This is a genomic window from Xanthomonas sp. NCPPB 3583, assembly GCF_041475715.2.
Classification (GTDB): Bacteria; Pseudomonadota; Gammaproteobacteria; order Xanthomonadales; family Xanthomonadaceae; genus Xanthomonas; species Xanthomonas euvesicatoria.
Map to the genome: position 1 here is coordinate 4,683,059 of NZ_CM191263.1, position 25,572 is coordinate 4,708,630.

The window sequence follows — 25,572 nt, forward strand, 5'->3', positions numbered from 1 at the left end:
CTGATAGCAAAGCCACCGCCTTCTGCCACTGGTGTCAATCATCACAGTTCTCCAATCCGATTAGGCGTCACCAAATCCCGAAAATCTGGGGAAACAAAGAATTCGACAAAATCGCATCGATCATTCGTTCCGTTTCACTACCGCGGCAAATCGAATCATCACTAGTTCCATCAGCGCATCGTCATGCTTGAAAATAATCCTGTAACGCTCCTGGACCGGGAGACGGGGTCAGATTCACTTCTAAACCGAACCTGATCCGATTTTTTATTAAAGTGTTCCTAACGCTGTTCCCGAGCACGCTCGCGCTTGTTGCCGATGGCTTGGATCGTCGAGGAAGTGGCGGCGATGAAGAATGCAGCTTCGCAGTTCTGCAGTTCTTCGTTTTTGCCTGCACCGGTCTAGCTCGGAATTCATATGCTCTGCGCTCCTTTTAGTTCTTATCGGGCATTACGGAAATCTTGGCCGCGCACCCGACAATTCCAAAAGTTCAGTTCTTCCTCGCCTCAATGACAGACTTGTAATAGATGTTTTCGCGCAGCTGGGTATAGGCCCGAATTTCTTCCCCGTCGTTTGTCCAGACCGTCCTGTTGATGTGGGGTGGCTTCATGTTGATGGTCCGCCCATTCGTGTAGTGTGCGTCTACGTAGGGTTCCTCCCCATTTTTCAAGCCCTTGTGCCGGCGAGCGTAGAGGAATTCCCCCAACCACGATTGAGTCGGGAGCAGCGTCCGCAGGCGTTCGGTAGCGATCTGCGGGCACCTGAATGTCTTAGCGTAGATGTTCTGTCGATAGTCCTCCGCACCGTCGAAGCAGTCCACCAGGAAATTCCACATATAGGCTCGCTGTGGCCCGCCTTGTGCGAGAAACGTCCGGGTGGAACGGTACTGGACTGACTTGGCGTAGTAAACGGCCGCCACCTCGCCGAATCGCTGGACCAGCAGAAGCCACTGTATCGCGTGCGTGAACTCGCCATGGGCGCGGGTGAAAAGGTCGCGAAACATGATCTTCGCCCCCACTACATCGTTGAAATCAGCAGGGCTAATCTGGCCATTGAGAATGACCACTTTCCTACTGAACCCGTAATAGGATGCATATTTTCCAAGCGCACAGGAGAAGGCGCCGAGACGGCGATAATTGACGCCATCGCGCTGTACCTCACGGAACTTTGCGTATTCCGTGCCCAGCTCAAAGGACAGGTCCTTGACCGCCGACGCAAGCGCTTCGTTGTCGGAAAGGAAACTGGCCATGCGCGCGAAGACGAGCATGTCCCTCATCCGCTGCGTCGCTTCGATCTGGACACCATCGACAACCTGGAAATTCTCATCCAGGAACAACACCATTTCCAATTCCGATGCATCACTGATCTTCATCGAAGTCCTCTCTTTGGATTCTGTCCGTGCGCGCCTGCGCCTGTCAGTGGAACAGGTACGAGAAGCCGTCTGGATTCGTGCTCATTCCTACGCCTCCGATGGATGCCTGGTGTGCAAGCCGCCCCAGGAATTCCCTCGACATCGCCGGCAACATCGAATTCGTCAAAATCGCATCGATCATCCGCCCACCCGATTCGCTTTCGGTGCACCGCGATACCACTAGCTCCACCACCGCATCGTCGTACTCGAACGGAATCCTGTAGCGCTCCTCGATGCGCTTCTTGATGCGGTTCAACTGCAGTCGCACGATCTGCCCGAGCATGGCGTTGCTCAGCGGGTAGTACGGAATCGCCACCAAGCGCCCGAGCAATGCCGGCGGAAACACCTTCAACAACGGCTCGCGGATGGCCTTGGCCATGGCTTCCGGGTCGGGTATCAGTTCCGGGTCCTTGCACAGGCTGGCGATCAGGTCGGTGCCGGCGTTGCTGGTCAGGATGATCAAGGTGTTGCGGAAGTCGATGCGGCGGCCTTCGCCGTCTTCCATCCAGCCCTTGTCGAAGACCTGGAAGAACAGTTCGTGCACGTCCGGGTGGGCTTTTTCCACTTCGTCCAGCAACACGACCGAGTACGGCTTGCGTCGCACCGCTTCGGTGAGCACGCCGCCTTCGCCGTAGCCCACATAGCCCGGCGGTGCACCCTTGAGCGAGGAGACGGTATGCGCTTCCTGGTACTCGCTCATGTTGATGGTGATCAGATTTTGTTCGCCGCCGTACAAGGTTTCGGCCAGCGCGAGTGCGGTTTCGGTCTTGCCGACGCCGGAGGTGCCGGCGAGCAGAAACACGCCGATCGGTTTGTCCGGGTTGTCCAGGCCGGCGCGGCTGGTCTGGATACGCCTGGCGATCATTTCCATGGCGTGGTCCTGGCCGATCACGCGCTTGGCCAGCAGGTCGGGCAGGCGCAGCACGGTGTCGATCTCGTTGCGCGCCATGCGCCCGACCGGGATGCCGGTCCAGTCGGCGACTACGGCGGCAACCGCTTGGTAATCGACGGTGGGCAGGATCAGCGGCGATTCGCCTTGTAATGCTGCCAGTTCGGCCTGCACCAACTGCAGGCGCGCTAACAGCGTGTCGCGATCAACTTGCACCGGTGCGTCGAGCACGGCAGTGTCGCCAGACGCCGACTGCGCCACAGCGGCATCTGCGTCGGTGTCGGCCTCTGCTTCCAACGCACTGCCGGTGCCTTCCACCGATGAATTACCGCTACGCAGTTGTGCGCGCAACGACAACAGCTCGTCCACCAATGCCTTCTCGCCAACCCAGCGCTGTTCCAGCTCGCGCAGGCGGGTATGTTCGCTTTCCAGCAGGTTGGCGCAAGCGGCAGCACGCTCCTCCACCACGATGCCAATCGCACGCTCGCGTTCGATGATGGCGTGTTCGGTCTCCAGCGATTCGATGCGGCGGCGACTGTCGTCCACTTCCGCAGGCGTAGCGTGCAGGCTCACCGCCACGCGGGCGCAGGCGGTATCGAGCAGGCTCACCGACTTGTCAGGTAGTTGCCGCGCGGGGATATAGCGGTGACTGAGCTTGACTGCCGCTTCCAGCGCTTCGTCCAGGATCTGCACACGGTGGTGCTGTTCCATCATCGAAGCGACGCCGCGCATCATGCGCACCGCCTTGGCTTCGTCCGGCTCGTCCACCTGCACGGCCTGGAAACGCCGCGTCAGTGCAGGGTCTTTTTCGATGTACTTCTTGTACTCGGCAAACGTAGTTGCACCCACCGTACGCAGCGTGCCGCGTGCCAACGCCGGCTTGAGCAGATTGGCGGCATCGCCGGTACCGGCCGCGCCACCGGCGCCGACCAGGGTGTGGGTTTCGTCGACAAACAAAATGATCGGCTTGGGGCTGGCCTGCACTTCGTCGATGACTGCGCGCAGGCGTTGCTCGAATTCGCCCTTCATGCTGGCGCCGGCCTGCAGCAGGCCCACATCCAGCGTGCGCAGCTGCACGTCCTTCAACGCGGGTGGCACATCGCCGCGCGCGATGCGTTGTGCGAAGCCTTCCACCACCGCGGTCTTGCCGACACCGGCCTCGCCAACCAGGATCGGGTTGTTCTGGCGGCGCCGCATCAGGATATCGACCACCTGGCGGATCTCGTCGTCGCGGCCGATGATCGGGTCCAGCTTGCCCTCGCATGCCTGTGCGGTGAGATCGGTGGTGAATTTCTTCAGTGCTTCCTGCTTTCCCAGTGCGGCCGGCGCGATGGCGCCGCTAGCCTCCCCAGGTGCAGCGGTCTGACCGAGTGAGAAACCATCGCTGGGCAGCAAACCATCTTCCGGCGAGCCGGCCACGATCTGCGCAAAGTCTTCGCTGAGTACCGCGGGCTTGAGCTTGTCGAACTCCTTGGAGATCGCCAGTAATGCATTACGCAAACCGCGCACGCTCAGAATGCCAACCACCAGATAGCCGGTGCGCACCTGCGCTTCACCAAAACTCAGTGAGGCATACACCCAACCGCGCTCCACCGCTTCTTCGACATTGGCCGACAGGTCGGTGACGGCAGTGGAACCGCGCGGCAAGGCGTCCAGGGCCGACGTGACATCACGCGCCAGCGTGGAGGGGTTGAGCTGAAAGTGTTTGATGATGCGGTGCAGGTCCGAGTCCTGCAGCTGCAGCAACTGATGCAGCCAATGCACCAGCTCCACATACGGGTTGCCGCGCAGCTTGCAGAACACGGTGGCGCTCTCGATACCGCGGTAGGCCAGCGGATTGAGCTTGCCGAACAGGGCACTGCGGGAGATCTCGGCCATGGTGCGTCCTTGAATCGAATAGAGAGTCGTAAGCGAATCGGCAAGGCGCTGCGTCACCCCGAGGGGCGCAGCAGCACCTCGTCGGCGTCGGCAATGCTCCAGGCACGGCGGCCGAGCCAGGTATCCAGGCCCAGCCGGCTATTGCGCGCCAGGTGCGGCGTGGGGACCTCGTCGGCCTTAAGCAACAGCTGCAGTTCCCAGCCAAATTCGTCGCCCAGATAACTGCGCACCGCAGCGGTGAGTTGCCTGAGCGCTTGGCCGCCCGGAAGAAAGCGTTGAAACGCCAGGCGCGGCAGCGGCCCCAGGCAGATGCGCACGCGTTGCTGGGCGCCACGCACGTGTGCGCCCACCACGCTGTCCACGCCCAGCCGCGCGTTGCGCGGACCCAGACCAAGTTGCAGGTGCGCATCGGCCGGCAGGCGCATCCATTCGGCGATGAATTCCTGTACCTGCACCGGCCATTCGAACAACTGCTGCAGCAGGGCACGCAAGCCTTCCGGCGTGCGCGTGGCGGTACCAAGACGGCCGGCGTAGTAACGACGTGCATCGTCCGGCAACGCGTCGCGGTCGCGCAGATGCGGGCTGGCGATGCCGACCAGTGCATCCAGCCAGGCACGGAACTGGTCGCTCGCCGGGCGCTCGGCCTGCACGCTGGGCTGTGCCTGCGCCCAGGCGCGGTAAAACAGGCTCAGCATGCGGTGGTGGAACACATCGGCAAATGCGGCAAAGGTGCCATCCTTGGCTTGCTGCGCACGCTCGATGGCGTATTCGGTCAGGTGCAAGGGCAATGGTGCATTGGGACCGAACAGGCCTAAAAACAGACCGTACAGCGCGGCAGGCTGATCGTGCGTTGCCGGTGTGTAGCGGTCCAGCGCATGGGGTGCGAATGCCAGTGATGGCGCATGCCGCAGCCGCAGCACATCGTCGCTGGCGCGCGTGGATTCACCCAGGCGTGGCTGCAGCGGATGGCAGCGCTCGATCGCGCGCAAGGCCGCGAACGGGCTGAAATCCTGTGGCCGGGTCTGCAGCGCCTGGGCCAGCGCCGCAGCCGCCGCGCTCACAGGCGCGGGCGCGTGCCGGGCTGGGCTGGCCATCGGGCCACCTCGTTGCGTTCGGTGGTGCGCAGCACGGTCTCGGTGAAGGAATTCACCGAGACATAGCGCGCGAAGAAGTGCCGCAGCACCGAAGCCAGCAGGAAGGCGCCGGTGCCTTCGAAGGCGGCGTCCTCGCAGGTCAGCGTGATCTCCAGGCCGCGACCGAAGGTGATCGGGCCAGGCACCGGGATGCGCCGCACGATCGGTGTGCCGCTCACCTGCTTGACGCCTTCGATCTGCCGCTGCGCGGATGCGTCGAACGGGTCGCAGTACAAGGTGAGGATCTCGCGTAGCGCAGCGGCGCCGTCGGGGCCGTCTTCGAAGAGCGAGAGATAATTGAGCTGCAATTGGCTGAGCAGGCGCCACGCAGTCTGCCCAGCCGACAACGCCGGGCGCGGCTTGGTCGGCCCGGCCACGCAGCGCACGCTCTGGACCGGCACGCCGCTGTCCATGGTGAAATCGGTGGTGCCCTTGCCTACCGGCATATGCAGCGGCAGATCGCGGTTGCTGCACCACAGTTGCAGCCCAAGCTGGCGCAGGCGCGTGCTGTGCGGCTGATCGTCGGCATCGACCAGGCTGACGAACACTTCGCTGCCTACATAACTCGACCGCGCGCCATCGCGGCGCTGGCGGGCCGATAGCATGCGCGGTTCGCGGCGCATGCTGTAGAACGCGCCATGCCGCGCATGCCAGGTGCGTGCGTCGCCACCATAGAACGGCGCGAAGCGTTGCTCCGGCTCCTGACGATCGCCGAAGCCTTCCACTTCGCCCAAATGATGGACCTCGAAATCCATCGGCCGGGTGCGGTCGGCCAGCACGTGGTATTCGTGCAGGCCGGCGTGCAGATGGATGCGATCGGCACGCCGTGGGAACAGATTGATTGCCGGGGTGCAGAACAATTTGAAATGCTCGGCGCCCACTGCCGCAGCCAGGCTCGGCAGGCTGCGTTGCAGCAACACCACCACCTCGAAGCTGCTGCCGTGCAACCGCCGCAATGGCGCGCGCAGCCCGGTGAGTTCTGCGAACAGAAAGCGCTCCGGACAGGCGAAGTATTCCTGCAGCAGGCGGTAACCACTGAACGAACGGCCGTCGTACGGAATCAATGCATCGTCATCGGCAAAGCCGCGCATCTGCACGGTATCGGCGCCCAGCGTCATCTCCAGCATGCCACCGCTGGCATTACTGCCACGCACCACCACGGCGGTGGTATCGGCATGCAGTTGTTCGTAAAGGCGCTTGGGCAAGCCGTCGGCGCCGGCCAGAAACAGCGGCAGCCGATCCAGCGCCAGCGCTTGCGTCTGCGCGCCACCCACCAGCTCAAAGCGCAGACGCACGCCGGCACGCACCACGCGCCCGGGCGGCAAGGCGATGCCGGCAGCCGCCAACGCGGACGGCGATTCAAGATACTTGACCTCGGCCAGCTGCAACGGCCACAAGCTCACTGCATGCGCGGTGCGAAATTCGCAGGCGGTGCGCTCGCCCGGGCCGACCAGGCTGCGCAGCGCACTTTGCCGCGGCACCACCACGCCTGCTGCCAGCCCGCTGTCTTTCAGATCCGGCTGCAACTGCACCACCGCCATCGACGGCAGCGGCGCCAGATAATGCGGGTAGACCATCTCCAGCAGGTGCTGGGTGAACACGGGGTACTGCGCGTCCAGCTTGAGTTGCACGCGCGCGGCCAGGAACGCGAAGCCTTCCAGCAACCGCTCGACATACGGGTCGGCACATTCGAACGCGTCCAGACCGAGCCGTCCGGCGATCTTGGGATACTCGCGCGCAAACTCCGCGCCCATGTCGCGCACGTGCTGCAATTCGCGGGTGTAGTACGGCAGCAGGCGCGGGTCCATGGCGTCAGCCGTGCCCTTCGACGACATCGAGCCGGCCGGTTTCCAGGTCCAGCGCGGTCTTCAGATACAGATTCAACGGCAGCGGTTGCGCCCACATCTCCGATTCGATGGTGAACAGCAGCGAGCGCCGGTCCATGCGTGCGGCATCGGCATGCACACTGACGCGCAGCGTCTCGGGTATCAGCCGCGGTTCGAAGGCCAGAATCGCCTCGCGGATGCGCTGTTGCAGCGCTGCCGCATCGATGCCGGCCACTGCAACACCGGCCAGGTCCGGGATGCCGTAATTCAGTACCGAGCTGCGCACCTGCGGGTGCGCTTCCAGCGGGCGGCTGGTTTCCAGACTTACGGCATTGAGCAACCACGACAGATCGCGGATCACGCATTCGCGCAGGCGCGTGGCCGAGATCACGCGTTGCTCGCGGCTCTCTTCGCGCTGGCTGGGCGCGGCATCGGTGAGCCGGTCCAGTAGCGAAGGCTGCAAGCGTTCGGTGGTGGTGAGTTCGGCCATGGCGCGTCAGCCCGCGTCGAACTGCACGTCACGCACATCGAGCAGCGCAATCTCGTGCGACTCTGTGCTCCACATGCGCTGGCCCAGGCCGATTTCGCCTTGCGCACCATGCGTCCATTCGGTGCGGCGCGCCAGTTGCAGCTCGCCGGCATCCAGGTGCTCGCTGCCGGGGTAACGCACCGGCAGGTAGCCGAAGGCCTGGCCGCCGTTGCGCCATAGCACGCTCACCGGCGCCCACACGGTGTCGCGCAGATCCAGCGGCGCTTGCATGCGCAGCTGCTGGATCTGACTGAGCGGGGCCCAGGCATAGCCGCTGTCGAGCATGAGCTCGATGCAGGGTCCGAAACGGGTATCGGCATCTGCAAGCCACTGGAAGCGTTCGCCATCGAGCACGCCGGCACTGGTGGGTGCCCGTTCGAAGGCCTGCGCCCGCAACGCCGCAGCTTGTTCGCCATGGCCCTGCGCCGCCAGTTGCAGCGCCTGCAGATGCATTGCCAGCCACTCGGCCGGTTCGCCAATCACATGCGGTAGCCGCGTGCCGGCAAACACCTCGGCGCGCGTCTGTTCGCCCTGCAGCACTGCAAGGTACGTCTGCACCAAGGGCAGCGTGGCGGCATCCAGTTCAGCGCAGGCGCGCAGCTGATCTGCGGCGCGCGACCACTGCCCGAGGACGGCCAGCAACTGAAACAGGAACACGCGCTGCGCTGCATCGGCCGGTTGCCGGCGCACCTGCTGGATCAGTTGCTGCAACGCCTGCGCCGGCTCGCCTTGGGCAAGCAGGGTCTGTGCGGTGGCATCCATCGCGTGGTTCCTTATCGAAGAAGGTGGCGGTGCCGTGCGCGGCACCGCCCGTCATTGCATTGCCGCCATCGGAGGCAGCCAACGTCACAGCGCCAACATCCGCTGGGCGGCTGGGGCGGCGCAGCGCGCGCGTCTACACGCGTGCTGCATGCCGCACTGCCTCGCCAAACTCTCCTGCGTGGCGAAGGCGTCGTGGTTGCCTGCGTTCGTGCTAGGCCTTGGCCACACCCTGGATGTCGTAGGTGAATTCCTTCGCGCCACCCTGGGCGGCACCCTTGTCGTCCTGCGGCTGGAAGCCGTACTTGAACTTGCCGAAGTGCAGCGTCACGTTTTCGGTCAGGCGGTCTTCGCCGCCGGAACCGCCGGTCGACAACGAGGTAATCAGCACGCCTTCGCTCAATTCCAGGGTGAGAAAGTCGCTCTGCTCGCCAGTGGCGTTGGTGACATACAGCCAGGCGTTTTCCACACGCGCCCCGGTGCATACCGCATCGAGCAATGCGTTGGAGCAACCATCCACGTACTTGGTGATGGAGATGTCCTGGATATGCGCCTTGCCACCACTGGCCGAGCCGCCACCGGTGTGCAGGTCGCCGGAATTGCTCGCGCCCCAAGACCAGGCCAGGATCGGAATTTCGCCCTTGTGCTTCTTGTGGTTGGACGCGCCTTCGATCTTGACCTTGCCGCTGCCGAACTTGATGTGCATGTCGAACGCCATGGAACTGCTCCTTCAATGAGAGTGACAACACGAGGTGGCGCGACGCGCATTCGCGTCGTGCCCGTGACGCGAATGCGTCGGATCAGGCCTTGGCGGCCGAGGGAAGGCGCGAGACCAACCGCAACGACACGGTCAGGCCCTCCAGCTGGTAATGCGGCTTGAGGAAGAACTTGGAGCTGTAATAGCCCGGCGCGCCTTCCACTTCTTCCACCACCACCTCGGCGGCAGCCAGCGGCTTGCGCGCCTTGGTTTCTTCGCTTGAGTTGGACGGGTCGCCGTCGATGTACTGGGTGACCCAACGCGTCAGCCAGCTCTGCATCTGTTCGCGATCGGAGAACGAACCGATCTTGTCGCGCACGATGCACTTGAGGTAATGCGCAAAGCGGCAGCACGCGAACATGTAGGGCAGGCGCGCGCCCAACGCTGCGTTGGCGGTGGCATCCGGGTCGTCGTATTCGTCGGGCTTGTTGAGCGACTGCGCGCTGATGAAGGCGGCCATGTCCGAGTTCTTGCGATGCACCAGCGGCATCAGACCCATCTTGTCCAATTCGGCAGAGCGGCGGTCGGTGATCGCCACTTCGGTCGGGCACTTCATGTCCACGCCACCGTCGTCGGTGGGAAAGGTGTGGGTGGGCAAGCCTTCCACTGCGCCGCCGGATTCGATACCGCGAATGCGCGAGCACCAGCCGTACTGCTTGAACGAGCGATTGATGTTCACTGCCATCGCATAGGCAGCGTTCTGCCAGGTGTACTTGGACGAGTCAGCGCCGGCAGTGTCTTCTTCGAAATCGAATTCATCCACCGGGCTGGTGGCCGCACCGTAAGGCAGACGCGACAGCGTGCGCGGCATCGCCAGACCGATGTACTTGGAATCCTCCGATTCGCGCAGCGAGCGCCATGCGGCGTAATCGGGCGTGGAAAAAATCTTCGCCAGGTCGCGCGGGTTGGAGAGCTCGCTCCAGTTGTCCATGCCCATCAACTTGGGCGCGGCCGCGGCAATGAACGGTGCATGCGCGGCAGCGGCCACCTGCGCGATGCCGTTGAGCAGTTCCACATCCGGCGGGCTCTGGTCGAAGTAGTAATCGCCGACCAGGCAGCCATACGGTTCGCCACCGAGCTGGCCGTATTCCTGCTCGTAGACCTTCTTGAAGATCGGGCTCTGGTCCCAGGCGGTGCCCTTGTAGCGCTTGAGCACCTTGCCCAGTTCCTTCTTGCTGATGTTCAGCACGCGGATCTTGAGCTGCTGGTCGGTCTCGGTGTTGTTGACCAGATAATGCAGGCCGCGCCAAGCGCCTTCGAGCTGCTGCAGATCGGCGTGATGCAGGATCTGGTTGAGCTGCTCGGTGAGGGCGCGATCGATCTCGGCGATATAGGCCTTGATGGTCTGCGACACGTCTTCGCTGACCACATCGCTGCGGTTGAGCACCTGCTCGGCCAGCGTGCGCACGGCCGATTCCACTTCTTCCTTGGCGCGTTCGCTCTTGGGGCGGAACTCGCGATTGAGCAGCGCGGCAAAGTCGCCCTGTTCGGTTGTTTCGGTGCTACTGGTGGCCAGTGCGGCTTCGGTCGCGGACATGGCGTCAGGCTCCTTCCGGTTCGGAGGCAGGCTTGGCGGCCGACACCAGCGACTGCAGCAACGCCGGGTCGCGGATGGCGTTGGCAATCAGCTGCTCTGCACCGGCCTTGCCGTCCATGTAGGTGTCCAGGTTTGCCAGCTGCGTGCGCGCTTCCAGCAACTTCGCCAGCGGCGCAACCTTGCGCGCGATGGCGGCCGGCGAAAAGTCGTCCATGCTTTCGAAGGTGATATCCACCGCCAGCTCGCCTTCGCCGGTGAGCGTGTTGGGCACCTTGAACTGCGCGCGCGGCCGCATCGACTGCAGGCGGCTGTCGAAGTTGTCGACGTCGATCTCCAGTGCCTTGCGCTCATCCAGCGAGGGCAGCTCACCGGCATTGGCGCCGGACAGATCGGACATCACCCCCATCACGAACGGAATCTGCACCTTCTTCTGCGCGCCGTAGACCTCCACGTCGTATTCGATCTGCACCCGTGGCGCCCGATTGCGGGCAATGAACTTCTGACTGCTGGCCATGCCTGATCTCCGATTGAGCTTGCCCGTTGCGCCAGCGTGCGGTGCACGTGCGCTGCCATGTGGCTTGGATGTCGCCGGCCCGGCGGAATGCCTGCAGCCTGCGTGCGACGCCGCTGCCGCGGGCTAGCCCGCAACCGCCGCGCACCACGCGGACCGAAGCGGCGGGCCGTGCGATGACGCTTCCTCAGCGCTGCGGCGAGGATAGAAATGCGCCCGTGGGCTCACCCGACAAATCGTCTCAATCGCCGCGATCGTGCGCAGGCAGGCACCGATGCGTGATCCAGCGCCGACTTTGTGAAAGAGGCGTGATGGGTTGGCGCTGCTTTTCTCGGTTGACCAGGGGACAGGCCCCGGGGAGTGGGCCGCAGGCAGCATCCGCATGAGCAGCACCGGTTACTACAGCGCCATCGTTCCGCACGTATCCACGGCCGGGGAGGCACACACGCCGCTGATGATCGACCTGCTGGCGTATATCGAGCAGCACATCGGCGAGGCGGAGTTGGGCACCGAGTCGTTGCAGCACGCGTTCGCGTTATCGCGCGCATCGCTGTACCGCCTGTTCCAGTCGCGCGGCGGCGTGGCCAGCTATATCCGCGAGCAGCGGCTAAGCACCGCGCACCGCTACCTGCAGGCCTATCCGGACTGCAGCCTGACCTGGTTGCTCTACGAAATGGGCTTTGCGTCCGAGCGTCAGTTTCAGCGCGCGTTTCAGCAGCGCTTCGGCATGCCGCCCATGCAGTGGCGTCGCCAGTGCCGCGCTGCGCCGCATCTTCCTGCGCCACGGCGTGGTCACTACGTGCCGATGTGGCGCTTCATGCGCGAACTGAGCCAGCACGTACAACCCGAGTACGCATCCATGCGTAGCGGCGCGGCCACACCCACGCACGGCTCTCCGCTGGTGCATACCGAAGCACTGCGCCGGCTCGCCCGACCGGTCCGGCGCTTTGCGGCACAACTGGAGCCGATGGAGAGCGAAGTACCTTGAGTTGCGTAGGAGCGCGCCTGGGCACGAGGTGCATGACCTGGGCGCCACATCGCGCCCAGGTACGCGCCCAGGTGAGGCAAGGCACTGGCATCGGCATCAGCGAATGACCAGTACCGGAATCGCACTGTGGGTCAGCACTTCCACCGTCTGGCTGCCGAGCAGCATGCGCTGCATCCCGCGGCGGCCGTGCGAGGTCATGATGATCAGATCGCTGTTGCAGTCCTTGGCGGTCTGCACGATGCCCTCGGCCGCGAAACGATCCAGCACATGCCGCGGCGTGGCCTTGATGTTGGCAGCGGCGGCCAGCTCCAGCGCCGGGCGCAGGATCTTTTCGGCGGCCGCTTCGCGCTCTTTGCGGTATTCGGGGCTGGCCTCGTAGCCCACGCTCCAGCCCATTGCGTCGTACATGCCCATCGCCCACGGCTCGGACACGGTGACGATATCCACTTTCGCACCGGTCGCCTTGGCCAGCTCCAGGCCTTGAAACAGGCCGCGATGCGACAGCTCGGACGCATCAATGGCGATCAGGATTCGTTTGTACATGATGACCTCCCGGATGGACCGGCAGCGGCGCCGGCGATTTGAGATTGACAGCACTCAACAACGCAGACCTTGATACAAATCAATCTTGCACGTCACGGACTGTAGCGCTTCAAGCCGCTCATCTGGCTGACGAGCCACCATCACCTCGGCGCCAGTAACGCGCTCAAAACTGCCCTGTTTGCGTATGAGCTGCATTGCGCAGCGGCCACGTCCGCCTGACAGCTTCGGTCGCGGCGCTTCTTGGTTGCCTTCAGTCGGTGGGCGCTTCATCGGCAGCACCCCGGGGTACGCGCACGCGCGCCGGATTGCCCACGGCGGTCGCGCCGGCCGGCACATCGCGCGTGACCACCGCACCGGCACCGATCACTGCGTCGTCGCCGATGCTGACGCCCGGCAGGATGATCGCCCCGCCACCGATCCACACATTGCGCCCGACGCGAATCGGCCGTCCGAACTCCAGCCCGCTGGCGCGTCCGGCCGCATCGCGCGGATGATCGGCAGCGTAGAACTGCACGGCGGGCCCCACCTGCGTGCCTTCGCCGATATGCACCTGACAGATATCCAGAATCACGCAATTGAAATTGAGGAACACGCCCGCGCCCAGATGGATGTTGTAGCCGTAATCGCAATGAAATGGCGGCCGGATCACCGCACCGGCACCCACCTCGGCGAGCCGCTCGACCAGCAATGCATGCCGCTGTGTGGATGGCTGCGCGCCAGTGGCGTTGTAGCGCTCCATCCACGCCGCAGCCGCCGCTTGATCGGCCTGCAGTTGCGCATCGGTGGCTTTGTAGAGCTCGCCTGCCAGCATCTTCTGTTTTTCGGTTTGCATGCCGCCGGGTACCTGTGCAATGAACTGCTGACAGGGTGGCATGGATGCAGCGCGCTACGCATCGAGCGATGCACCAATAGCCCCGATTGCCGGCTCAAAGTGGCTTACAGAACCTCACGATCTGCCTATTCGCTAAAGCGATTGACGCGCTCACCACCGGAAACCGCCAATGGGAGTTCGAGCACCGGCCTCACCCGCGAGGTGACTGTGTCGCCATTTCACCGCTTGTCGCATCCGTTGCAATGCCGCGGCGCCGGCATCGATACTCCAGGCCGTGCCCTTCCGGTGCGACCACGTTCAAGGATGACGTCATGACACGATTTGTAGCCGCTTGCATTGCGTTGTTGCTGTCGGCCTACCTCAGCACCTCTGCGCACGCAACTTCCTCACTTTCATTCGAAGGCGGCGGATACTGGATAGATTTCGAAATCGGTCACGTCACCCGACCAGTGATCGCCAGTCTTCGTTTCTACGCCCCCGGCGACAGCAAGGCCGTGTTGTTGCGAGGCAATTTCCAGGTCAGGACGTTCGATACCAAACGCAGAATCCTGCGCCTGATTTACACAGGCGACGACACGCGCGTGCCGCCCTTTACCCTGGTCGTGCTCGCCAACAAGTCGACACTGGCCGTGAACGGCAAGCAGATCAACTCAAGCTTCAGCTGGGAAATGTAGGCGCGCAACAGCGCAGCGGAGGCGACACTTCATCCATCGATCATCTGTCACGGATGGTCATGCGATCTCGCTCGACGTATGAAGTGCAGCAGCGGTCGGCTCTGCTTGCTGCACGCACAATGCAACGGCACGACGCCCTCGCCTGCTGAACAACGCGCAATCGCTGACGAGTGCCGAGCCGCCTACACCACAGTCAGATTGGCGTAGGCCATCACCAGCCACTTGGCGCCGACCTCGTCGAACTGCACCTGCACGCGCGCATGCGCGCCAGCGCCTTCGTAATCGACCACCACGCCGCCGCCGAACTTGGGGTGTTCGACGTTGGCGCCGAGCTTGATCGGCGCGGTCTCCACGATGCCATGTACCGGGCCGCCGCGGGCCGCGCCCAGCGATGCGGTGCGCGAAACCTGCACCTTGGGGCGTACTTCGTTGAGCAGGTCGCGCGGAATCTCGCGCAGGAAGCGCGAGGGCACGTTGTAGTTGTCCTGGCCGTGGATGCGGCGCGATTCGGCGTAGCACAGCACCAGCTTCTGCCGCGCGCGGGTGATGCCCACGTACGCCAGGCGACGCTCCTCTTCCAGCCGGCCGCTCTCTTCCAACGAGCGTGCGCTGGGGAACAGGCCGTCTTCCAGACCGACCAGGAACACGATGGGGAATTCCAGGCCCTTGGCCGAATGCAGCGTCATCAGCTGCACGCCTTCCTCGCCAGCCTGGGCCTGGCCTTCGCCGGCCTCCAGCGAGGCATAGGCCAGGAAGGCGACCAGCTCGGTCATGCCCTGGCTGTCTTCGTCGTCGGGGCGGGTGAAGCGCGAGGCGACCGACACCAGTTCGTCCAGGTTCTCGGTACGCGATTCCGAATCCAGCCCGCCACGGCTTTCCTTGGCCCAATGCTCGCGCAGACCCGAGCGCATCAGCACATGGTCGATGCGTTCGGCCAGTTCCATCTGCCCGGTTTCGGCATGCAGCTGGCCGATCAGGCTGAGGAAGGTGGCCAGGGCATTGCGTGCGCGTGCGGCCAGCGTGTTCTGCTGCGTGCACAACATGGCCGCTTCCCACAACGACAGCGCACTGGCACGCGCCAGCCGGCGCACCTCATCCAGCGTCCGGTCGCCAATGCCACGCGTGGGCGTGTTGACCGCGCGTTCGAACGCCGCGTCGTCGCTGCGGTTGGTGAGCAGGCGCAAATAAGCCAACGCGTCCTTGATTTCGGCACGTTCGAAGAAGCGCATGCCGCCATACACGCGGTACGGCAACTGCTCGGAAATCAGCGCTTCTTCCAGCGCGCGCGATTGCGCATTGCTGCGGTAGAGCACCGCCACTTCGCCATAACTGCCGCCGTCGCGCACCCACTGCCGTGCACGCTCGACCACGTAACGCGCCTCGTCCACTTCGTTGTAGGCCGCATACAGATCGATCGGATCGCCATCGCCGGAATCGGTCCACAGCTGCTTGCCGATGCGGTCCGGGTTGTGCGCGATCACCGCATTGGCCGCGCCCAGGATATTGGCGCTGGAGCGGTAGTTCTGCTCCAGCCGCACGGTCTGCGCGCCGGGGAAATCTTTGAGAAAACGCTGGACATTCTCGACCTTGGCACCGCGCCAGCCGTAGATGGCCTGGTCGTCGTCACCCACCACGAATACATTGCCCGATTCGCCGGCCAGCACGCGCACGAAGGCGTACTGGATGGCGTTGGTGTCCTGGAACTCGTCGACCAGAATCTCGCGGAAGCGCGCACGGTAATGCGCCAGCAAGGCCGGGGTGTCGCGCAGCAGTTCGTGCGCGCGCAGCAGCAACTCGGCGAAATCCAGCAGCCCGGAGCGGTCGCAGCGTTCCTGATAAGCCGCATACACCTGCCGGCGCACTTCGGTCCAATCGTCGTTGGGCTCGGGCTGGATATGCTGCGGACGGCGGCCCTCATCCTTCTGCTCGTTGATCCACCAGCTCATCTGCTTGGGCGGATACTTGCTCTCGTCCAGCTCCAGCGCCTGCACCACGCGCTTGACCAACCGCAACTGGTCGTCGCTGTCCATGACCTGGAAGCCTTCCGGCAACCGCGCGTCCTGCCAGTGCAGACGCAACAGGCGATGGGCCAGCCCGTGAAATGTACCGATCCACATCCCGCGGCTGCCATTGCGCAGCTGCAGGTCGGTGCGGTGACGCATTTCGCCGGCCGCCTTGTTGGTGAAGGTCACCGCGAAGATGCCGTGGTTGGGCACGCCCTGGACTTCGTTGAGCCAGGCGATGCGATGGATCAGCACGCGCGTCTTGCCGGAGCCGGCGCCGGCCAGCACGAGGTAATGCCCCGGCGGCGCAGAAACGGCCTCGCGCTGGGCGGGGTTTAAATGATCGAGCAAATGAGAGACATCCACCGGCGCATTTTACCGGTTGTGGCGTCGCTGCGGCTGAGATTGCGATGAAGCGGTTTGGGAAGAGGGCCTTCCTGGACATGTCAGCATCGAGCAGGGACTGCACTCGCCCCTCTCCCCTCGGGAAGAGAAGGCACGGCTTACGTGCCGAAGGCGCGCGTGCCTTTGAGCGGCCGCGCCGCTGGCGCGGGCTGGGCGCGGAGCGCGGAGCGGGGATTGGGGTGAGGGTACGGGGCGAAGCCACTGCGAGTGATGGGTAACACGAGGCTTCGCTCGCACCCTCATCCGGCGCTTCGCGCCACCTTCTCCCAGCGGGAGAAGGGAACAACGCCCATCACCGCCCCAGCACTCCCAACACATCCCGCGCAATCGCCGCAGCCTGCTCGCGCAACTCCGGCACCGCCAGGCTTTCCCACAGCGTGCCGATGCGCAGGCTGCCGATCACCCGCAGCTGCGGCTGCGTACGTCCATCGGCATCGATCAGGCTGCCATCGGCAGTGGTGTCCACGCCGATCCCATGCGGCCCGGCCACGGCAATGCCCTGCCCCAGCAGTTGCTGCAGCAGCCGGTTGCGCATCGCCTGCACGCGCATTTCCACCCCAGTGGCATTGACCAGCGTCTGCACATCCAGCTGCAAGGCATGTCCGGCGTTGGCGGCGCTGGCGGCCCCGGCGCTCACGCGCACGCAAGCACCCACCTCGAAGGCCACGTCCAGCCGTGCGCGATGCACCTGCAGCTGCCCGCTTGCCTGCATGGCCTGCAGCTGCGCATGCACCGGTGCGGCGATGCGATGCCGATGCACGTCCCAGTAGCGCACCACATGCCGCAGAAAACGGCGCTGATCGGCAACCGACAGCGTCTGCCATAACGCCTGGCTCAACGGCCGGATGCGTTCCATCACGCTCTGCCATGGCAGGCCATGCGCGGCGGCGGCACGCGCGTGCTGGCGCAGTGTGCGCATGCGTGCGCGCAGCGGCATGGTCAGCAGCGGCTGTGGATCGAACAGCGCCACGCCGCCGTGCGCCTGCGGTAACGGCAGCAAGCCATGCCGCGACACCACGTGCACGCTTGCCCGATGCGCCTGCGCTGCCAGCGTCATCACGGTATCGGCCATGCTCAAGCCCGAACCGACGATGCACACGGCCGCGTCCGGTGGCAGCGCTGCCACCGCCTCGGTCTCCCAGGCTTCGACACGCTGCGCGTGCGACAGCCCGGTGGCACCCCGCAGCGGCAGCGGTCGCAGCGCATTGCCCACTGCCAAGACCACCACGCTCGCCTGCAGCACCTGTCCATCGTCCAGCTGCAACAGTGCGCCACCGGCATTGGGCTGCAGCGCCTGCACGCGTGCGGGGTGGACGCGCAGCGTCGCCGGGCTGTGCGCACGCGCCGCCTGCAGGCGGTCGCGCAGATACGGCGCGTAGTGCCGACGCCCCACGAACTGCTGCGGCAACTGCGCATCGTCCAGTTCGGGGCAACAGGCGTTCGCGCGCAGGTAATCGACAAAGTCGTGGGGCAGTTCCGGCAGCGCACTCATGCGCGCAGCCGGCACATTGAGCAGGTGTTCGCCGCGCGCGGTGGAATACGCCACGCCTTCGCCAAGCGCCGCATGCGGCTCGATCATGACGATCTGCAACGGCGCTGCGGCCTGGCGCAGCAGCTGCAGCGCCACCAGCACACCGGACGCGCCACCACCGACGATGGCGATGACGGCATCGCCGGGATCACGCAGTGTATTCATGTCGACATTGTAGGCGATGCATGCGCAATACCAGCAGGCCGTCGCCGGCAGTGATTGTCTTCACGGCATCACCAGCGCGGTGTGTGTCAACGCCTCCCACACGCACTGCATGCCAGGCGCTTACGATTGGTTGATCAGCATCGGCACGCGCCCTTGGGGAATCTGCAACATGTCCATCACCCTGGTCAGGCTCATCCTCTACGTCCACGATGTGGCGGCAATCAAGGCGTTCTACCAGACCCACTTCGCGCTCCCGGTCACCGAGGAAATTGCCGACGAGTGGGTGGTGCTCGCAGCTGGCGGCATCGAGCTGGCGCTGCACCGGGTGGGCCAAGCCTACCGGCAGCGGCCATCGACGCATGCGCTGGCTCCTGTCGCGGATGCGACACACGCGACCACCAAACTGGTGTTTGCGATGACCAGCGATCTGGTCGCGCATCGTACGCAACTGCAGCACGCAGGCGTGCATGTGGGCGAGCTCAAACGTTACCCCGGCTTTGCGTACCAGATGTACGACGGCCGCGACCCGGAGGGCAACGTCTTTCAGGTCATGCGCCTGGATTGACCCAGGCGCCCTACATCAACGCGTCGGCCAGCCGCGCAATGCCCTCGCGACTGCGGCGCCAGGCCGGGCGGCGACGCCACTGTTCCAACGTCAATTGCCGCGCGTTGGCCAGATAATCCTGCTCGATCTCACGCAACCGCTGCACCACCCCGGTGTCGTAGCAGAGCATGCCGATCTCGGCGTTGAGCGCGAACGAGCGGATGTCCAGATTGATCGAGCCCACCAGCGCGATGTCTTCATCCATGCTCAGGTGCTTGGCGTGCAGAAAGTGCGGGCGATACAGCGAAATCTTCACCCCGCAACGCAGCAGTTCTTCGAAATAGGCTTCCTGCGCCCACGCGGCCAGGCGTTGGTTGTTGTGCTCGGACAGGATCAGTTGCACGTCCACGCCCGAGACGGCGGCGATGCGCAATGCGCTCAGCAAGGCTTCGTCGGGCACGAAGTACGGCGTGACCAGCACCACCTTGCGCCGCGCTAGATGGATTACCGCATTGATCGCATCGCGCGCATTTTCGAACGGGTACGCCGGCCCGCTGGGCAGCAACTGCGTCGCGATATTGGCCTCGCACACCGGTGCATCGGGCCACACGTCCAGCCGCTCTCCGGTTTCGGTGAACCAGTCGCTGGCGAAGACCGCTTCCAGATGATTGACCACCGGCCCGCGCACGCGTGCCACCAATTCGCGATTGGGCACGCCATGGATGAAGCCGGCTTCGGCCAGGTTCTGCGAACCGACAAATGCCACCCGGTTGTCGAGCACCGCAATCTTGCGATGGTTGCGCAGATCCATGCGGCCGCTGCGACGCCAGCGCAGGCCGCCCGGCAATACCGCCAGCACCTGCACGCCGCCGTCCTGCAGACGCTTGCGGTAACGGCGCAGGCCGCGCTTGGCGCCCACCGCATCTAGCAGCACGCGGCAACGCACGCCGCGCGCGCTGGCGCGTTCCAGCGCCGCCACCACCGCCTCGCCCACCGCATCGTCGAACATCAGGTAGTACAGCAGGTGCACACGTTTGTCGGCCGCGTCGATCGCCGCGATCAGGGCCTGCAACGACTGCGCGTAGTCGTCGAGCAATTCCACCGCGTTGCCCAGGGTGGGCATGAAATCGCCCTCGCGTTCGATCAGCGGCACCACCTCGGCACTGCTGGTGTCTGCCTGCGGCATCCAGCGCAACGCATGCAAGGGCAGTTGTTGTTCGCGAATCACCTGAGAAGCGGTGGCTTGCCGCTCCACCCGCAGCCGCGACAACCATGGGTGGCCGAACAACAGGTACAGCGGCAGACCAACCACTGGCACAAAGCCGATCAACAGCAGCCAGCTGCGCGCGGCACCCGGCGTGGTGCGGGCGGGAATCCATAGCAGCGCGGCCAGGCGGATCGCCCAGTCCAGCGCCAGCAGCCAGGTACCTGTGACCCAATCGGGCAGCATCAGTGGTCCGTTTTCATCAGGAATCCGATTCTGACTTGGCCGCGCGCAAACGCAACGGCGGCGCACAGACAGGGGGGCAATAACGAAACGGCCCGCCCTGCGCATCGGCCGGCTGCACGCGTTCGGCGCAGACCTGCCGCAACGTCTGCACGAAGGACGACTGCATCCGGGTGGGATACCAGTCGCTGCGCGTGGTCATGCCGATCTGCCGGCGCAGCAACGGCCCGGCGCTACCGATCTCCTCGAGCAGGCCGGCGCGGCGCTCGAACAGGAACTGGTCGCGCGACATCAAGGTCAACCAGTCGCCTTCCAGCAGCAGGCCACGCACGGTCAATTCGGCGCCGCATTCGATGCGCACCGGCGGCGGCTCCAGCTGGTGGTCGCCGAACAGCTGCTCCCAGCGCGCACGCACCGGCGTGCCGGCGGCAGCGATCACCCAGGGGTAATCGCGCAGTTGCGCAAACGCGTAGCCCTGCCCGGCCAAGGGGTGGCCGCTACGCGCCACGATCACCGGTTCGTCGTCGAACAACGGCTCCTGCAGCACATCGCGCACCGGCAACGGGGCGCGCAGCGCACCGATCAACAGATCCAGGCCGCCCTCGCGCAGACGCGCCAGCAATTGCTCGTACGGGCCCTCGACCACCTGGACGCTGGCCCCCGGATGCGCACGCGCAAACCGCGCCAGCACCTGCGGCAACAGGATGGCGCGCGCCAGCGGCATCACCCCCAGGGTGAGGCGCCCGGCGTGCTGGGAACGCAACGCGGCCACCTCGTCCAGCCCGGCATGCAACTCGGCCAGCGCCAGACGCACCTGCCGCAGCAGCCGCAGCGCCACCGGCGTGGGCTGCATGGTCTTGCCGCGGCGTACCGTCAACGGCACTTCGATCACATCGGCCAGCGCTTGCACCGCGCGATAGATCGCCGGCTGCGAAACGCCGGCGCGCACCGCCGCCAACGCGTAACTGCCTGCCACATCCACCGCCACCAAGGCCTGCAGCTGGCCCAGCGACACCCGCCGCTCCAGGCCAGGGCGCGCCGGCAGGCGCAGCGCACGCCGCGCGACCCCGATCCCCCGAGCCAGATGCGCCAGCACCCGCTCGATACGCGGCACCAGCAACCCGGCAGCCTCGGTGGCCGACATGCCCCCTGGGTGCCGGTCGAACAGGCGCACGCCCAGTTGCTGCTCCAATCGCGCCACCGCCTGGGTCAGCGCCGGCTGCGACAGATTCACCCGCGGCGCCGCCGCGCTGATGCTTCCGGCCTGGTGCACCACGACCAGCGCGTAAAGGTGACGCAGATTCGGTTCCGGGATCGGCTGCATGCTCTAACTATAAGCAAAACCAATATGCATACCTCAAATGAATCTTGAGCCAGCTGGCTTCGGCCAGCCAGACTCGGCGCACTCTTAACGAGGATGGATGGATGAGCCAGGTCGTTACCCGGATCGAGCGGACGCCGTTGGCCATCGTCGACGGGCTGGCGCAGGCCGGCGTGGCCACCGCGCACGAAGCGCAGGGCCGCAGCGGCCTGCTGCACCATCGGCTACGTCCCATCTACGCCGGCTGCCGCATCGCCGGCACCGCGGTCACCGTGTCGATTCCGCCCGGCGACAACTGGATGATGCATGTGGCCATCGAGCAACTGCATGCAGGCGATGTGCTGGTGGTCGCGCCCACCAGCGACTGTTGCGACGGCTACTTCGGCGACCTGCTGGCCACCTCGGCGCAGGCGCGCGGATGTCGCGGCCTGATCATCGACGCCGGCGTGCGCGATGTGCGCGATCTCACTGCCATGCAGTTCCCCGCCTGGAGCCGCGCCATCTGCGCGCAGGGCACCATCAAGGAGACGCTCGGCTCGGTCAACGTGCCGCTGGTGTGCGCCGGGCAACTGATCCGGCCCGGCGATGTGGTGGTGGCCGACGACGATGGGGTCTGCGTGGTGCCGCGTGCCACCGCTGCCGAGGTGCTGACCGAGGCACAGGCGCGCCAGGCACGCGAGCTGCGCAAGCGCGAACGCCTGGCAAACGGCGAACTGGGCCTGGACATCTATGCAATGCGCGAACGTCTGGCCGCCAAAGGCCTGCGTTATGTCTGAGCGCGTGCGCGCGATGTGGATGCGCGGTGGCACCTCCAAGGGTGGATTCTTTCTGGCCGACGATCTGCCCGCCGACACCGCCGCGCGCGACGCGTTTTTACTGCGCGCCTACGGCTCGCCGGATGCGCGCCAGATCGACGGCATGGGCGGCGCCGACCCGCTGACGTCCAAGGTCGCCGTGGTGTCGCGCTCGGCGCGTGCCGATGCCGACGTGGACTATCTGTTCCTGCAGGTCGCGGTGGAACACGCGCAGGTCAGCGATGCACAGAACTGCGGCAACCTGCTGGCCGGCGTTGCCCCGTTCGCGCTGGAACGCGGCTTGCTGCCCACGCGCAATGGCCAGACCCAGGTGCGCATCTTCATGCGCAACACCGGCACCCTGGCCACCGCCACCGTGCAGACGCCCGGTGGCACGGTGCGTTACGACGGCGATGCCCGCATCGACGGCGTCCCCGGCACGGCCGCGCCGATCGCGCTGGCATTCGCCGATATCGCCGGCTCTTCGTGCGGCGCGCTGCTGCCGAGTGGGCATGCGGTGGACACCCTCGACGGCCTGCAGGTCACGCTGATCGACAACGGCATGCCCTGCGTGGTGCTACGCGCCAGCGATGTCGGCATCAGCGGTTACGAAGACCGCGCCACGCTCGACGCCGATGCTGCGCTCAGGGCGCGCCTGGAAACGCTGCGTCTGCAGGCAGGCCCGTTGATGCATCTGGGCGATGTAGGCACTGCCACGGTGCCGAAAATGATGCTGGTCGCCGCCCCGCGCGCCGGTGGTGCCATCAGCGTGCGCTCGTTCATCCCGCACCGCTGCCATGCCTCCATTGGCGTGCTGGGTGCGGTCACCGTCGCTACCGCCTGCCTGCTGCCCGGCTCGCCCGCCCACGCGCTGGCACAGGTGCCTGGCGGGCGCAGCCAGCGGCTGGACGTCGAACACCCCAGCGGTGCGAGCAGTTGCCTGATCGAGCTCGATGCGCAGGGCAGCGTGGTCGGTGCCGCGGTGGTCCGCACGGCGCGCAAATTGTTCGATGGTGAGCTGTATGGCTGAACGTGCCGTTGCATCGCCGAGCTGCCGCGGCCGCCATCGCAGCGGCACGTGTGCGTATGGACCGCCTGAGCAGGCCATCGACACGCAGCGCGTCGTGATCCGTGCCGATCTGCGCATCGGGACCGCCACATCCGTCGGGACCTGCAGCGTCCGTGCCCCCGGCCGCCCCACCTTGCGCGCAGGCAATCGCTGGCGCACCGCTTCCGCTGCAACGCACCCACCATCGCCATGATCATCGACTGCCACGGCCACTACACCACCGCGCCTGCCGCGCACGATGCGTTCCGCAAGGCGCAGATCGCGCATTACAACGATGCGCAAGCGCCTGTGCCGGTGTATCCGCACATCAGCGACGATGCGCTGCGCGAAAGTGTGGAGATGCACCAACTGCGCCTGCTGCGCGAGCGTGGTGCCGACATGACGATCTTTTCGCCACGCGCCAGCACCATGGCGCATCACATCGGCGACGAAGCCGTGAGCCAGGCGTGGACGCGCCACTGCAACGACCTGATTGCCCGCGTGGTACAGCTGTATCCGCAGACCTTTATCGGCGTATGCCAGCTGCCGCAATCACCGGGCGTGCCGATCGCGCACGCGATCGCCGAACTGGAACGCTGCGTCAACGAGCTGGGTTTCGTCGGCTGCAACCTCAATCCCGACCCATCGGGCGGGCACTGGAACGGTGTGCCGCTGACCGACCGCGCCTGGTATCCGTTCTTCGAAAAAATGGTCGAACTCGACGTCCCGGCGATGGTGCATGTCTCCGGCAGTTGCAATGCCAATTTCCATGCCACCGGCGCGCATTACCTCAATGCCGACACCACGGCCTTCATGCAGTTTCTCGAAGGCGATTTGTTCACCGATTTTCCGCAGCTGCGCTTCATCATTCCGCACGGCGGCGGTGCGGTGCCGTATCACTGGGGCCGTTTCCGCGGCCTGGCCGACATGCTGGGCAAGCCTGCGCTGTCCACGCATGTGATGGGCAATGTGTTCTTCGACACCTGCGTGTATCACCAACCCGGCATCGACCTGTTGTTCAAGGTGATCGACATCGACAACATCCTTTTTGGCTCGGAAATGGTCGGCGCAGTGCGCGGCATCGATCCGCAGACCGGCCACTATTTCGACGACACCAAACGCTACATCGATGCGCTGGCGATTTCCGATGCCGACAAGCACAAGGTGTTCGAGGGCAATGCGCGGCGGGTGTATCCACGGCTGGACGCACAATTGCGTGCGCGTGGGCTGTAGCCGTGTCCCCTTCTCCCGTCGGGACATTGTCCTCCTTTATGGGGGAGAAGGTGCCCGTAGGGCGGATGAGGGTACGGGCGAAGCCTCGTGCAGTCAGAATAATTGCGAGGCTTCGCCCCGTACCCTCACCCCAACCCCTCTCCCGAGGGGAGAGGGGCTTTATCACGCACCTTTGTTTCTCTTGGGCTTGGCTGGCAACCCGATAGTGGAAATCACACTGCCATCGGCACCTGCACGCATCAACACCATTCCCCAACCCCACAAACGCAAACACCCGCCTTGCGGCGGGTGTTTGCTTGAAAGCGGATCCAGCGATCAGTCGATCACTTGATCTTGCCTTCCTTGTACATCACGTGCTTACGCACGACCGGGTCGTACTTCATCATTTCCATCTTCCCCGGCGTGTTTTTCTTGTTCTTGTCCGTGGTGTAGAAGTGGCCGGTAGCGGCCGAGGAAATCATACGAATCTTGTCACGCTTGCCTTTTGCCATGACTGCTTACTCCTCAGACCTTTTCGCCGCGCGCACGCAGCTCTTTCAGAACGGCATCGATGCCGTTCTTGTCGATGGTGCGCAATGCATGCGCGGAAACACGGAGCTTCACCCAGCGGTTTTCGCTGGCAACCCAGAAGCGACGCTCGTGCAGGTTGGGCAGGAAGCGGCGACGGGTTCTGTTGTTTGCGTGGGAGACGTTGTTACCCGTCTGCACACGCTTGCCGGACACTTGGCATACGCGGGACATTACGCACCTCGATAAATGAATTGCCACCCATAGCCTGGGGAGCGGCGGCCCCGACAGCGCAGGGCTGTCACGCAAC

At 64.7% G+C, this 25,572-nt stretch carries 23 protein-coding genes and 1 pseudogene; 6 read left to right on the forward strand and 18 right to left on the reverse strand.

Features of this window, described 5'->3' with window-relative positions:
- Positions 1–281: 281 nt before the first annotated feature.
- The 10 genes and pseudogenes from ACCQ07_RS20120 to tssB all read right to left on the reverse strand — a co-directional run.
- Positions 282–398, reverse strand: a pseudogene (locus ACCQ07_RS20120) (IS5/IS1182 family transposase); the annotation flags it as partial.
- Positions 399–487: 89 nt separating this feature from the next.
- Positions 488–1,369 carry a LirA/MavJ family T4SS effector gene (locus ACCQ07_RS20125; RefSeq protein ID WP_029820715.1) on the reverse strand — a complete coding sequence of 294 codons (882 nt, stop codon included), beginning with the start codon at positions 1,367–1,369 and terminating at the stop codon, positions 488–490.
- 43 nt (positions 1,370–1,412) lie between these two features.
- Positions 1,413–4,175, reverse strand: coding sequence for a type VI secretion system ATPase TssH (gene tssH, locus ACCQ07_RS20130; protein ID WP_372363604.1), 2,763 nt, complete (start codon positions 4,173–4,175; stop codon positions 1,413–1,415).
- 53 nt (positions 4,176–4,228) lie between these two features.
- The gene (gene tssG, locus ACCQ07_RS20135; protein WP_071118575.1) at positions 4,229–5,269 is read right to left on the reverse strand and encodes a type VI secretion system baseplate subunit TssG; all 1,041 of its coding nucleotides are present in this window, start codon (positions 5,267–5,269) and stop codon (positions 4,229–4,231) included.
- Positions 5,233–7,116 (reverse strand): type VI secretion system baseplate subunit TssF, encoded by a 1,884-nt coding sequence (tssF, locus tag ACCQ07_RS20140; RefSeq protein WP_372363606.1) that lies wholly within the window; start codon positions 7,114–7,116, stop codon positions 5,233–5,235. Before tssF ends, tssG begins: the two co-directional genes overlap by 37 nt.
- Positions 7,117–7,120: 4 nt before the next feature.
- Entirely contained in the window at positions 7,121–7,624 is a 504-nt protein-coding gene (tssE, locus tag ACCQ07_RS20145) for a type VI secretion system baseplate subunit TssE (protein WP_372363607.1), read from the reverse strand.
- A gap of 6 nt (positions 7,625–7,630) precedes the next feature.
- Positions 7,631–8,425 carry a type VI secretion system accessory protein TagJ gene (locus ACCQ07_RS20150; RefSeq protein ID WP_071118576.1) on the reverse strand — a complete coding sequence of 265 codons (795 nt, stop codon included), beginning with the start codon at positions 8,423–8,425 and terminating at the stop codon, positions 7,631–7,633.
- A gap of 211 nt (positions 8,426–8,636) precedes the next feature.
- Positions 8,637–9,140: an Hcp family type VI secretion system effector gene (locus ACCQ07_RS20155; RefSeq protein WP_008572542.1), complete on the reverse strand. Its 504-nt coding sequence runs from the start codon at positions 9,138–9,140 to the stop codon at positions 8,637–8,639.
- A gap of 82 nt (positions 9,141–9,222) precedes the next feature.
- Positions 9,223–10,716 (reverse strand): type VI secretion system contractile sheath large subunit, encoded by a 1,494-nt coding sequence (tssC, locus tag ACCQ07_RS20160; protein WP_057680777.1) that lies wholly within the window; start codon positions 10,714–10,716, stop codon positions 9,223–9,225.
- 4 nt (positions 10,717–10,720) lie between these two features.
- Entirely contained in the window at positions 10,721–11,230 is a 510-nt protein-coding gene (gene tssB / locus ACCQ07_RS20165) for a type VI secretion system contractile sheath small subunit (RefSeq protein ID WP_008572540.1), read from the reverse strand.
- 313 nt (positions 11,231–11,543) lie between these two features.
- Here tssB and tagK point away from each other — a divergent pair, with 313 nt between their 5' ends.
- Positions 11,544–12,215 (forward strand): transcriptional regulator TagK, encoded by a 672-nt coding sequence (gene tagK / locus ACCQ07_RS20170; protein WP_008572538.1) that lies wholly within the window; start codon positions 11,544–11,546, stop codon positions 12,213–12,215.
- Between the two features lie 96 nt (positions 12,216–12,311).
- On the opposite strand, the gene ACCQ07_RS20175 is transcribed toward tagK, so the two are convergent.
- Together ACCQ07_RS20175 and ACCQ07_RS20180 are read right to left on the reverse strand one after the other, a co-directional pair.
- On the reverse strand, positions 12,312–12,758 hold the full coding sequence (locus ACCQ07_RS20175; RefSeq protein ID WP_008572535.1) for a universal stress protein: 447 nt from the start codon (positions 12,756–12,758) through the stop codon (positions 12,312–12,314).
- A 250-nt stretch (positions 12,759–13,008) separates the two neighbouring features.
- On the reverse strand, positions 13,009–13,590 hold the full coding sequence (locus ACCQ07_RS20180; RefSeq protein ID WP_031424849.1) for a sugar O-acetyltransferase: 582 nt from the start codon (positions 13,588–13,590) through the stop codon (positions 13,009–13,011).
- Between the two features lie 449 nt (positions 13,591–14,039).
- Between ACCQ07_RS20180 and ACCQ07_RS20185 the strand changes: the two genes are divergently transcribed.
- Entirely contained in the window at positions 14,040–14,264 is a 225-nt protein-coding gene (locus ACCQ07_RS20185) for a hypothetical protein (protein ID WP_218497530.1), read from the forward strand.
- A 182-nt stretch (positions 14,265–14,446) separates the two neighbouring features.
- On the opposite strand, the gene uvrD is transcribed toward ACCQ07_RS20185, so the two are convergent.
- Positions 14,447–16,633, reverse strand: coding sequence for a DNA helicase II (gene uvrD / locus ACCQ07_RS20190; protein WP_127167800.1), 2,187 nt, complete (start codon positions 16,631–16,633; stop codon positions 14,447–14,449).
- A gap of 331 nt (positions 16,634–16,964) precedes the next feature.
- Positions 16,965–18,368: an FAD/NAD(P)-binding protein gene (locus ACCQ07_RS20195; protein WP_372363608.1), complete on the reverse strand. Its 1,404-nt coding sequence runs from the start codon at positions 18,366–18,368 to the stop codon at positions 16,965–16,967.
- A gap of 169 nt (positions 18,369–18,537) precedes the next feature.
- Here ACCQ07_RS20195 and ACCQ07_RS20200 point away from each other — a divergent pair, with 169 nt between their 5' ends.
- Positions 18,538–18,933, forward strand: a complete 396-nt coding sequence (locus ACCQ07_RS20200; protein WP_029820723.1) for a VOC family protein — start codon at positions 18,538–18,540, stop codon at positions 18,931–18,933.
- Between the two features lie 10 nt (positions 18,934–18,943).
- On the opposite strand, the gene cls is transcribed toward ACCQ07_RS20200, so the two are convergent.
- Positions 18,944–20,362, reverse strand: a complete 1,419-nt coding sequence (gene cls / locus ACCQ07_RS20205; protein WP_008572527.1) for a cardiolipin synthase — start codon at positions 20,360–20,362, stop codon at positions 18,944–18,946.
- A gap of 16 nt (positions 20,363–20,378) precedes the next feature.
- On the reverse strand, positions 20,379–21,683 hold the full coding sequence (locus tag ACCQ07_RS20210; protein WP_372363609.1) for a LysR family transcriptional regulator: 1,305 nt from the start codon (positions 21,681–21,683) through the stop codon (positions 20,379–20,381).
- 101 nt (positions 21,684–21,784) lie between these two features.
- On the opposite strand from ACCQ07_RS20210, the gene ACCQ07_RS20215 reads away from it, so the two are divergent.
- The 3 genes from ACCQ07_RS20215 to ACCQ07_RS20225 all read left to right on the forward strand — a co-directional run bounded on the left by ACCQ07_RS20215 (position 21,785) and on the right by ACCQ07_RS20225 (position 24,755).
- Positions 21,785–22,456, forward strand: coding sequence for a 4-carboxy-4-hydroxy-2-oxoadipate aldolase/oxaloacetate decarboxylase (locus ACCQ07_RS20215; RefSeq protein WP_031424863.1), 672 nt, complete (start codon positions 21,785–21,787; stop codon positions 22,454–22,456).
- Complete coding sequence (locus ACCQ07_RS20220; protein ID WP_372363610.1) at positions 22,449–23,504, forward strand: 4-oxalomesaconate tautomerase; 1,056 nt, start codon at positions 22,449–22,451, stop codon at positions 23,502–23,504. The genes ACCQ07_RS20215 and ACCQ07_RS20220 overlap by 8 nt, the downstream gene beginning before the upstream one ends.
- A 228-nt stretch (positions 23,505–23,732) precedes the next feature.
- On the forward strand, positions 23,733–24,755 hold the full coding sequence (locus tag ACCQ07_RS20225; RefSeq protein ID WP_008572519.1) for an amidohydrolase family protein: 1,023 nt from the start codon (positions 23,733–23,735) through the stop codon (positions 24,753–24,755).
- Between the two features lie 323 nt (positions 24,756–25,078).
- On the opposite strand, the gene rpmG is transcribed toward ACCQ07_RS20225, so the two are convergent.
- The gene (gene rpmG / locus ACCQ07_RS20230) at positions 25,079–25,246 is read right to left on the reverse strand and encodes a 50S ribosomal protein L33 (RefSeq protein ID WP_002809462.1); all 168 of its coding nucleotides are present in this window, start codon (positions 25,244–25,246) and stop codon (positions 25,079–25,081) included.
- Positions 25,247–25,259: 13 nt separating this feature from the next.
- Positions 25,260–25,496, reverse strand: a complete 237-nt coding sequence (gene rpmB, locus ACCQ07_RS20235) for a 50S ribosomal protein L28 (RefSeq protein ID WP_002809459.1) — start codon at positions 25,494–25,496, stop codon at positions 25,260–25,262.
- Positions 25,497–25,572 lie beyond the last annotated feature (76 nt).

Coding starts and splice junctions, on each gene's coding strand:
- ACCQ07_RS20125 (WP_029820715.1), bottom strand. CDS start 1,369: ATGAAGATCAGTGATGCATCGGAATTGGAAATGGTGTTGTTCCTGGAT.
- tssH (WP_372363604.1), bottom strand. CDS start 4,175: ATGGCCGAGATCTCCCGCAGTGCCCTGTTCGGCAAGCTCAATCCGCTG.
- tssG (WP_071118575.1), bottom strand. CDS start 5,269: ATGGCCAGCCCAGCCCGGCACGCGCCCGCGCCTGTGAGCGCGGCGGCT.
- tssF (WP_372363606.1), bottom strand. CDS start 7,116: ATGGACCCGCGCCTGCTGCCGTACTACACCCGCGAATTGCAGCACGTG.
- tssE (WP_372363607.1), bottom strand. CDS start 7,624: ATGGCCGAACTCACCACCACCGAACGCTTGCAGCCTTCGCTACTGGAC.
- ACCQ07_RS20150 (WP_071118576.1), bottom strand. CDS start 8,425: ATGGATGCCACCGCACAGACCCTGCTTGCCCAAGGCGAGCCGGCGCAG.
- ACCQ07_RS20155 (WP_008572542.1), bottom strand. CDS start 9,140: ATGGCGTTCGACATGCACATCAAGTTCGGCAGCGGCAAGGTCAAGATC.
- tssC (WP_057680777.1), bottom strand. CDS start 10,716: ATGTCCGCGACCGAAGCCGCACTGGCCACCAGTAGCACCGAAACAACC.
- tssB (WP_008572540.1), bottom strand. CDS start 11,230: ATGGCCAGCAGTCAGAAGTTCATTGCCCGCAATCGGGCGCCACGGGTG.
- ACCQ07_RS20175 (WP_008572535.1), bottom strand. CDS start 12,758: ATGTACAAACGAATCCTGATCGCCATTGATGCGTCCGAGCTGTCGCAT.
- ACCQ07_RS20180 (WP_031424849.1), bottom strand. CDS start 13,590: ATGCAAACCGAAAAACAGAAGATGCTGGCAGGCGAGCTCTACAAAGCC.
- ACCQ07_RS20195 (WP_372363608.1), bottom strand. CDS start 18,368: ATGAATACACTGCGTGATCCCGGCGATGCCGTCATCGCCATCGTCGGT.
- ACCQ07_RS20200 (WP_029820723.1), top strand. CDS start 18,538: ATGTCCATCACCCTGGTCAGGCTCATCCTCTACGTCCACGATGTGGCG.
- cls (WP_008572527.1), bottom strand. CDS start 20,362: ATGCTGCCCGATTGGGTCACAGGTACCTGGCTGCTGGCGCTGGACTGG.
- ACCQ07_RS20210 (WP_372363609.1), bottom strand. CDS start 21,683: ATGCAGCCGATCCCGGAACCGAATCTGCGTCACCTTTACGCGCTGGTC.
- ACCQ07_RS20215 (WP_031424863.1), top strand. CDS start 21,785: ATGAGCCAGGTCGTTACCCGGATCGAGCGGACGCCGTTGGCCATCGTC.
- ACCQ07_RS20220 (WP_372363610.1), top strand. CDS start 22,449: ATGTCTGAGCGCGTGCGCGCGATGTGGATGCGCGGTGGCACCTCCAAG.
- ACCQ07_RS20225 (WP_008572519.1), top strand. CDS start 23,733: ATGATCATCGACTGCCACGGCCACTACACCACCGCGCCTGCCGCGCAC.
- rpmG (WP_002809462.1), bottom strand. CDS start 25,246: ATGGCAAAAGGCAAGCGTGACAAGATTCGTATGATTTCCTCGGCCGCT.
- rpmB (WP_002809459.1), bottom strand. CDS start 25,496: ATGTCCCGCGTATGCCAAGTGTCCGGCAAGCGTGTGCAGACGGGTAAC.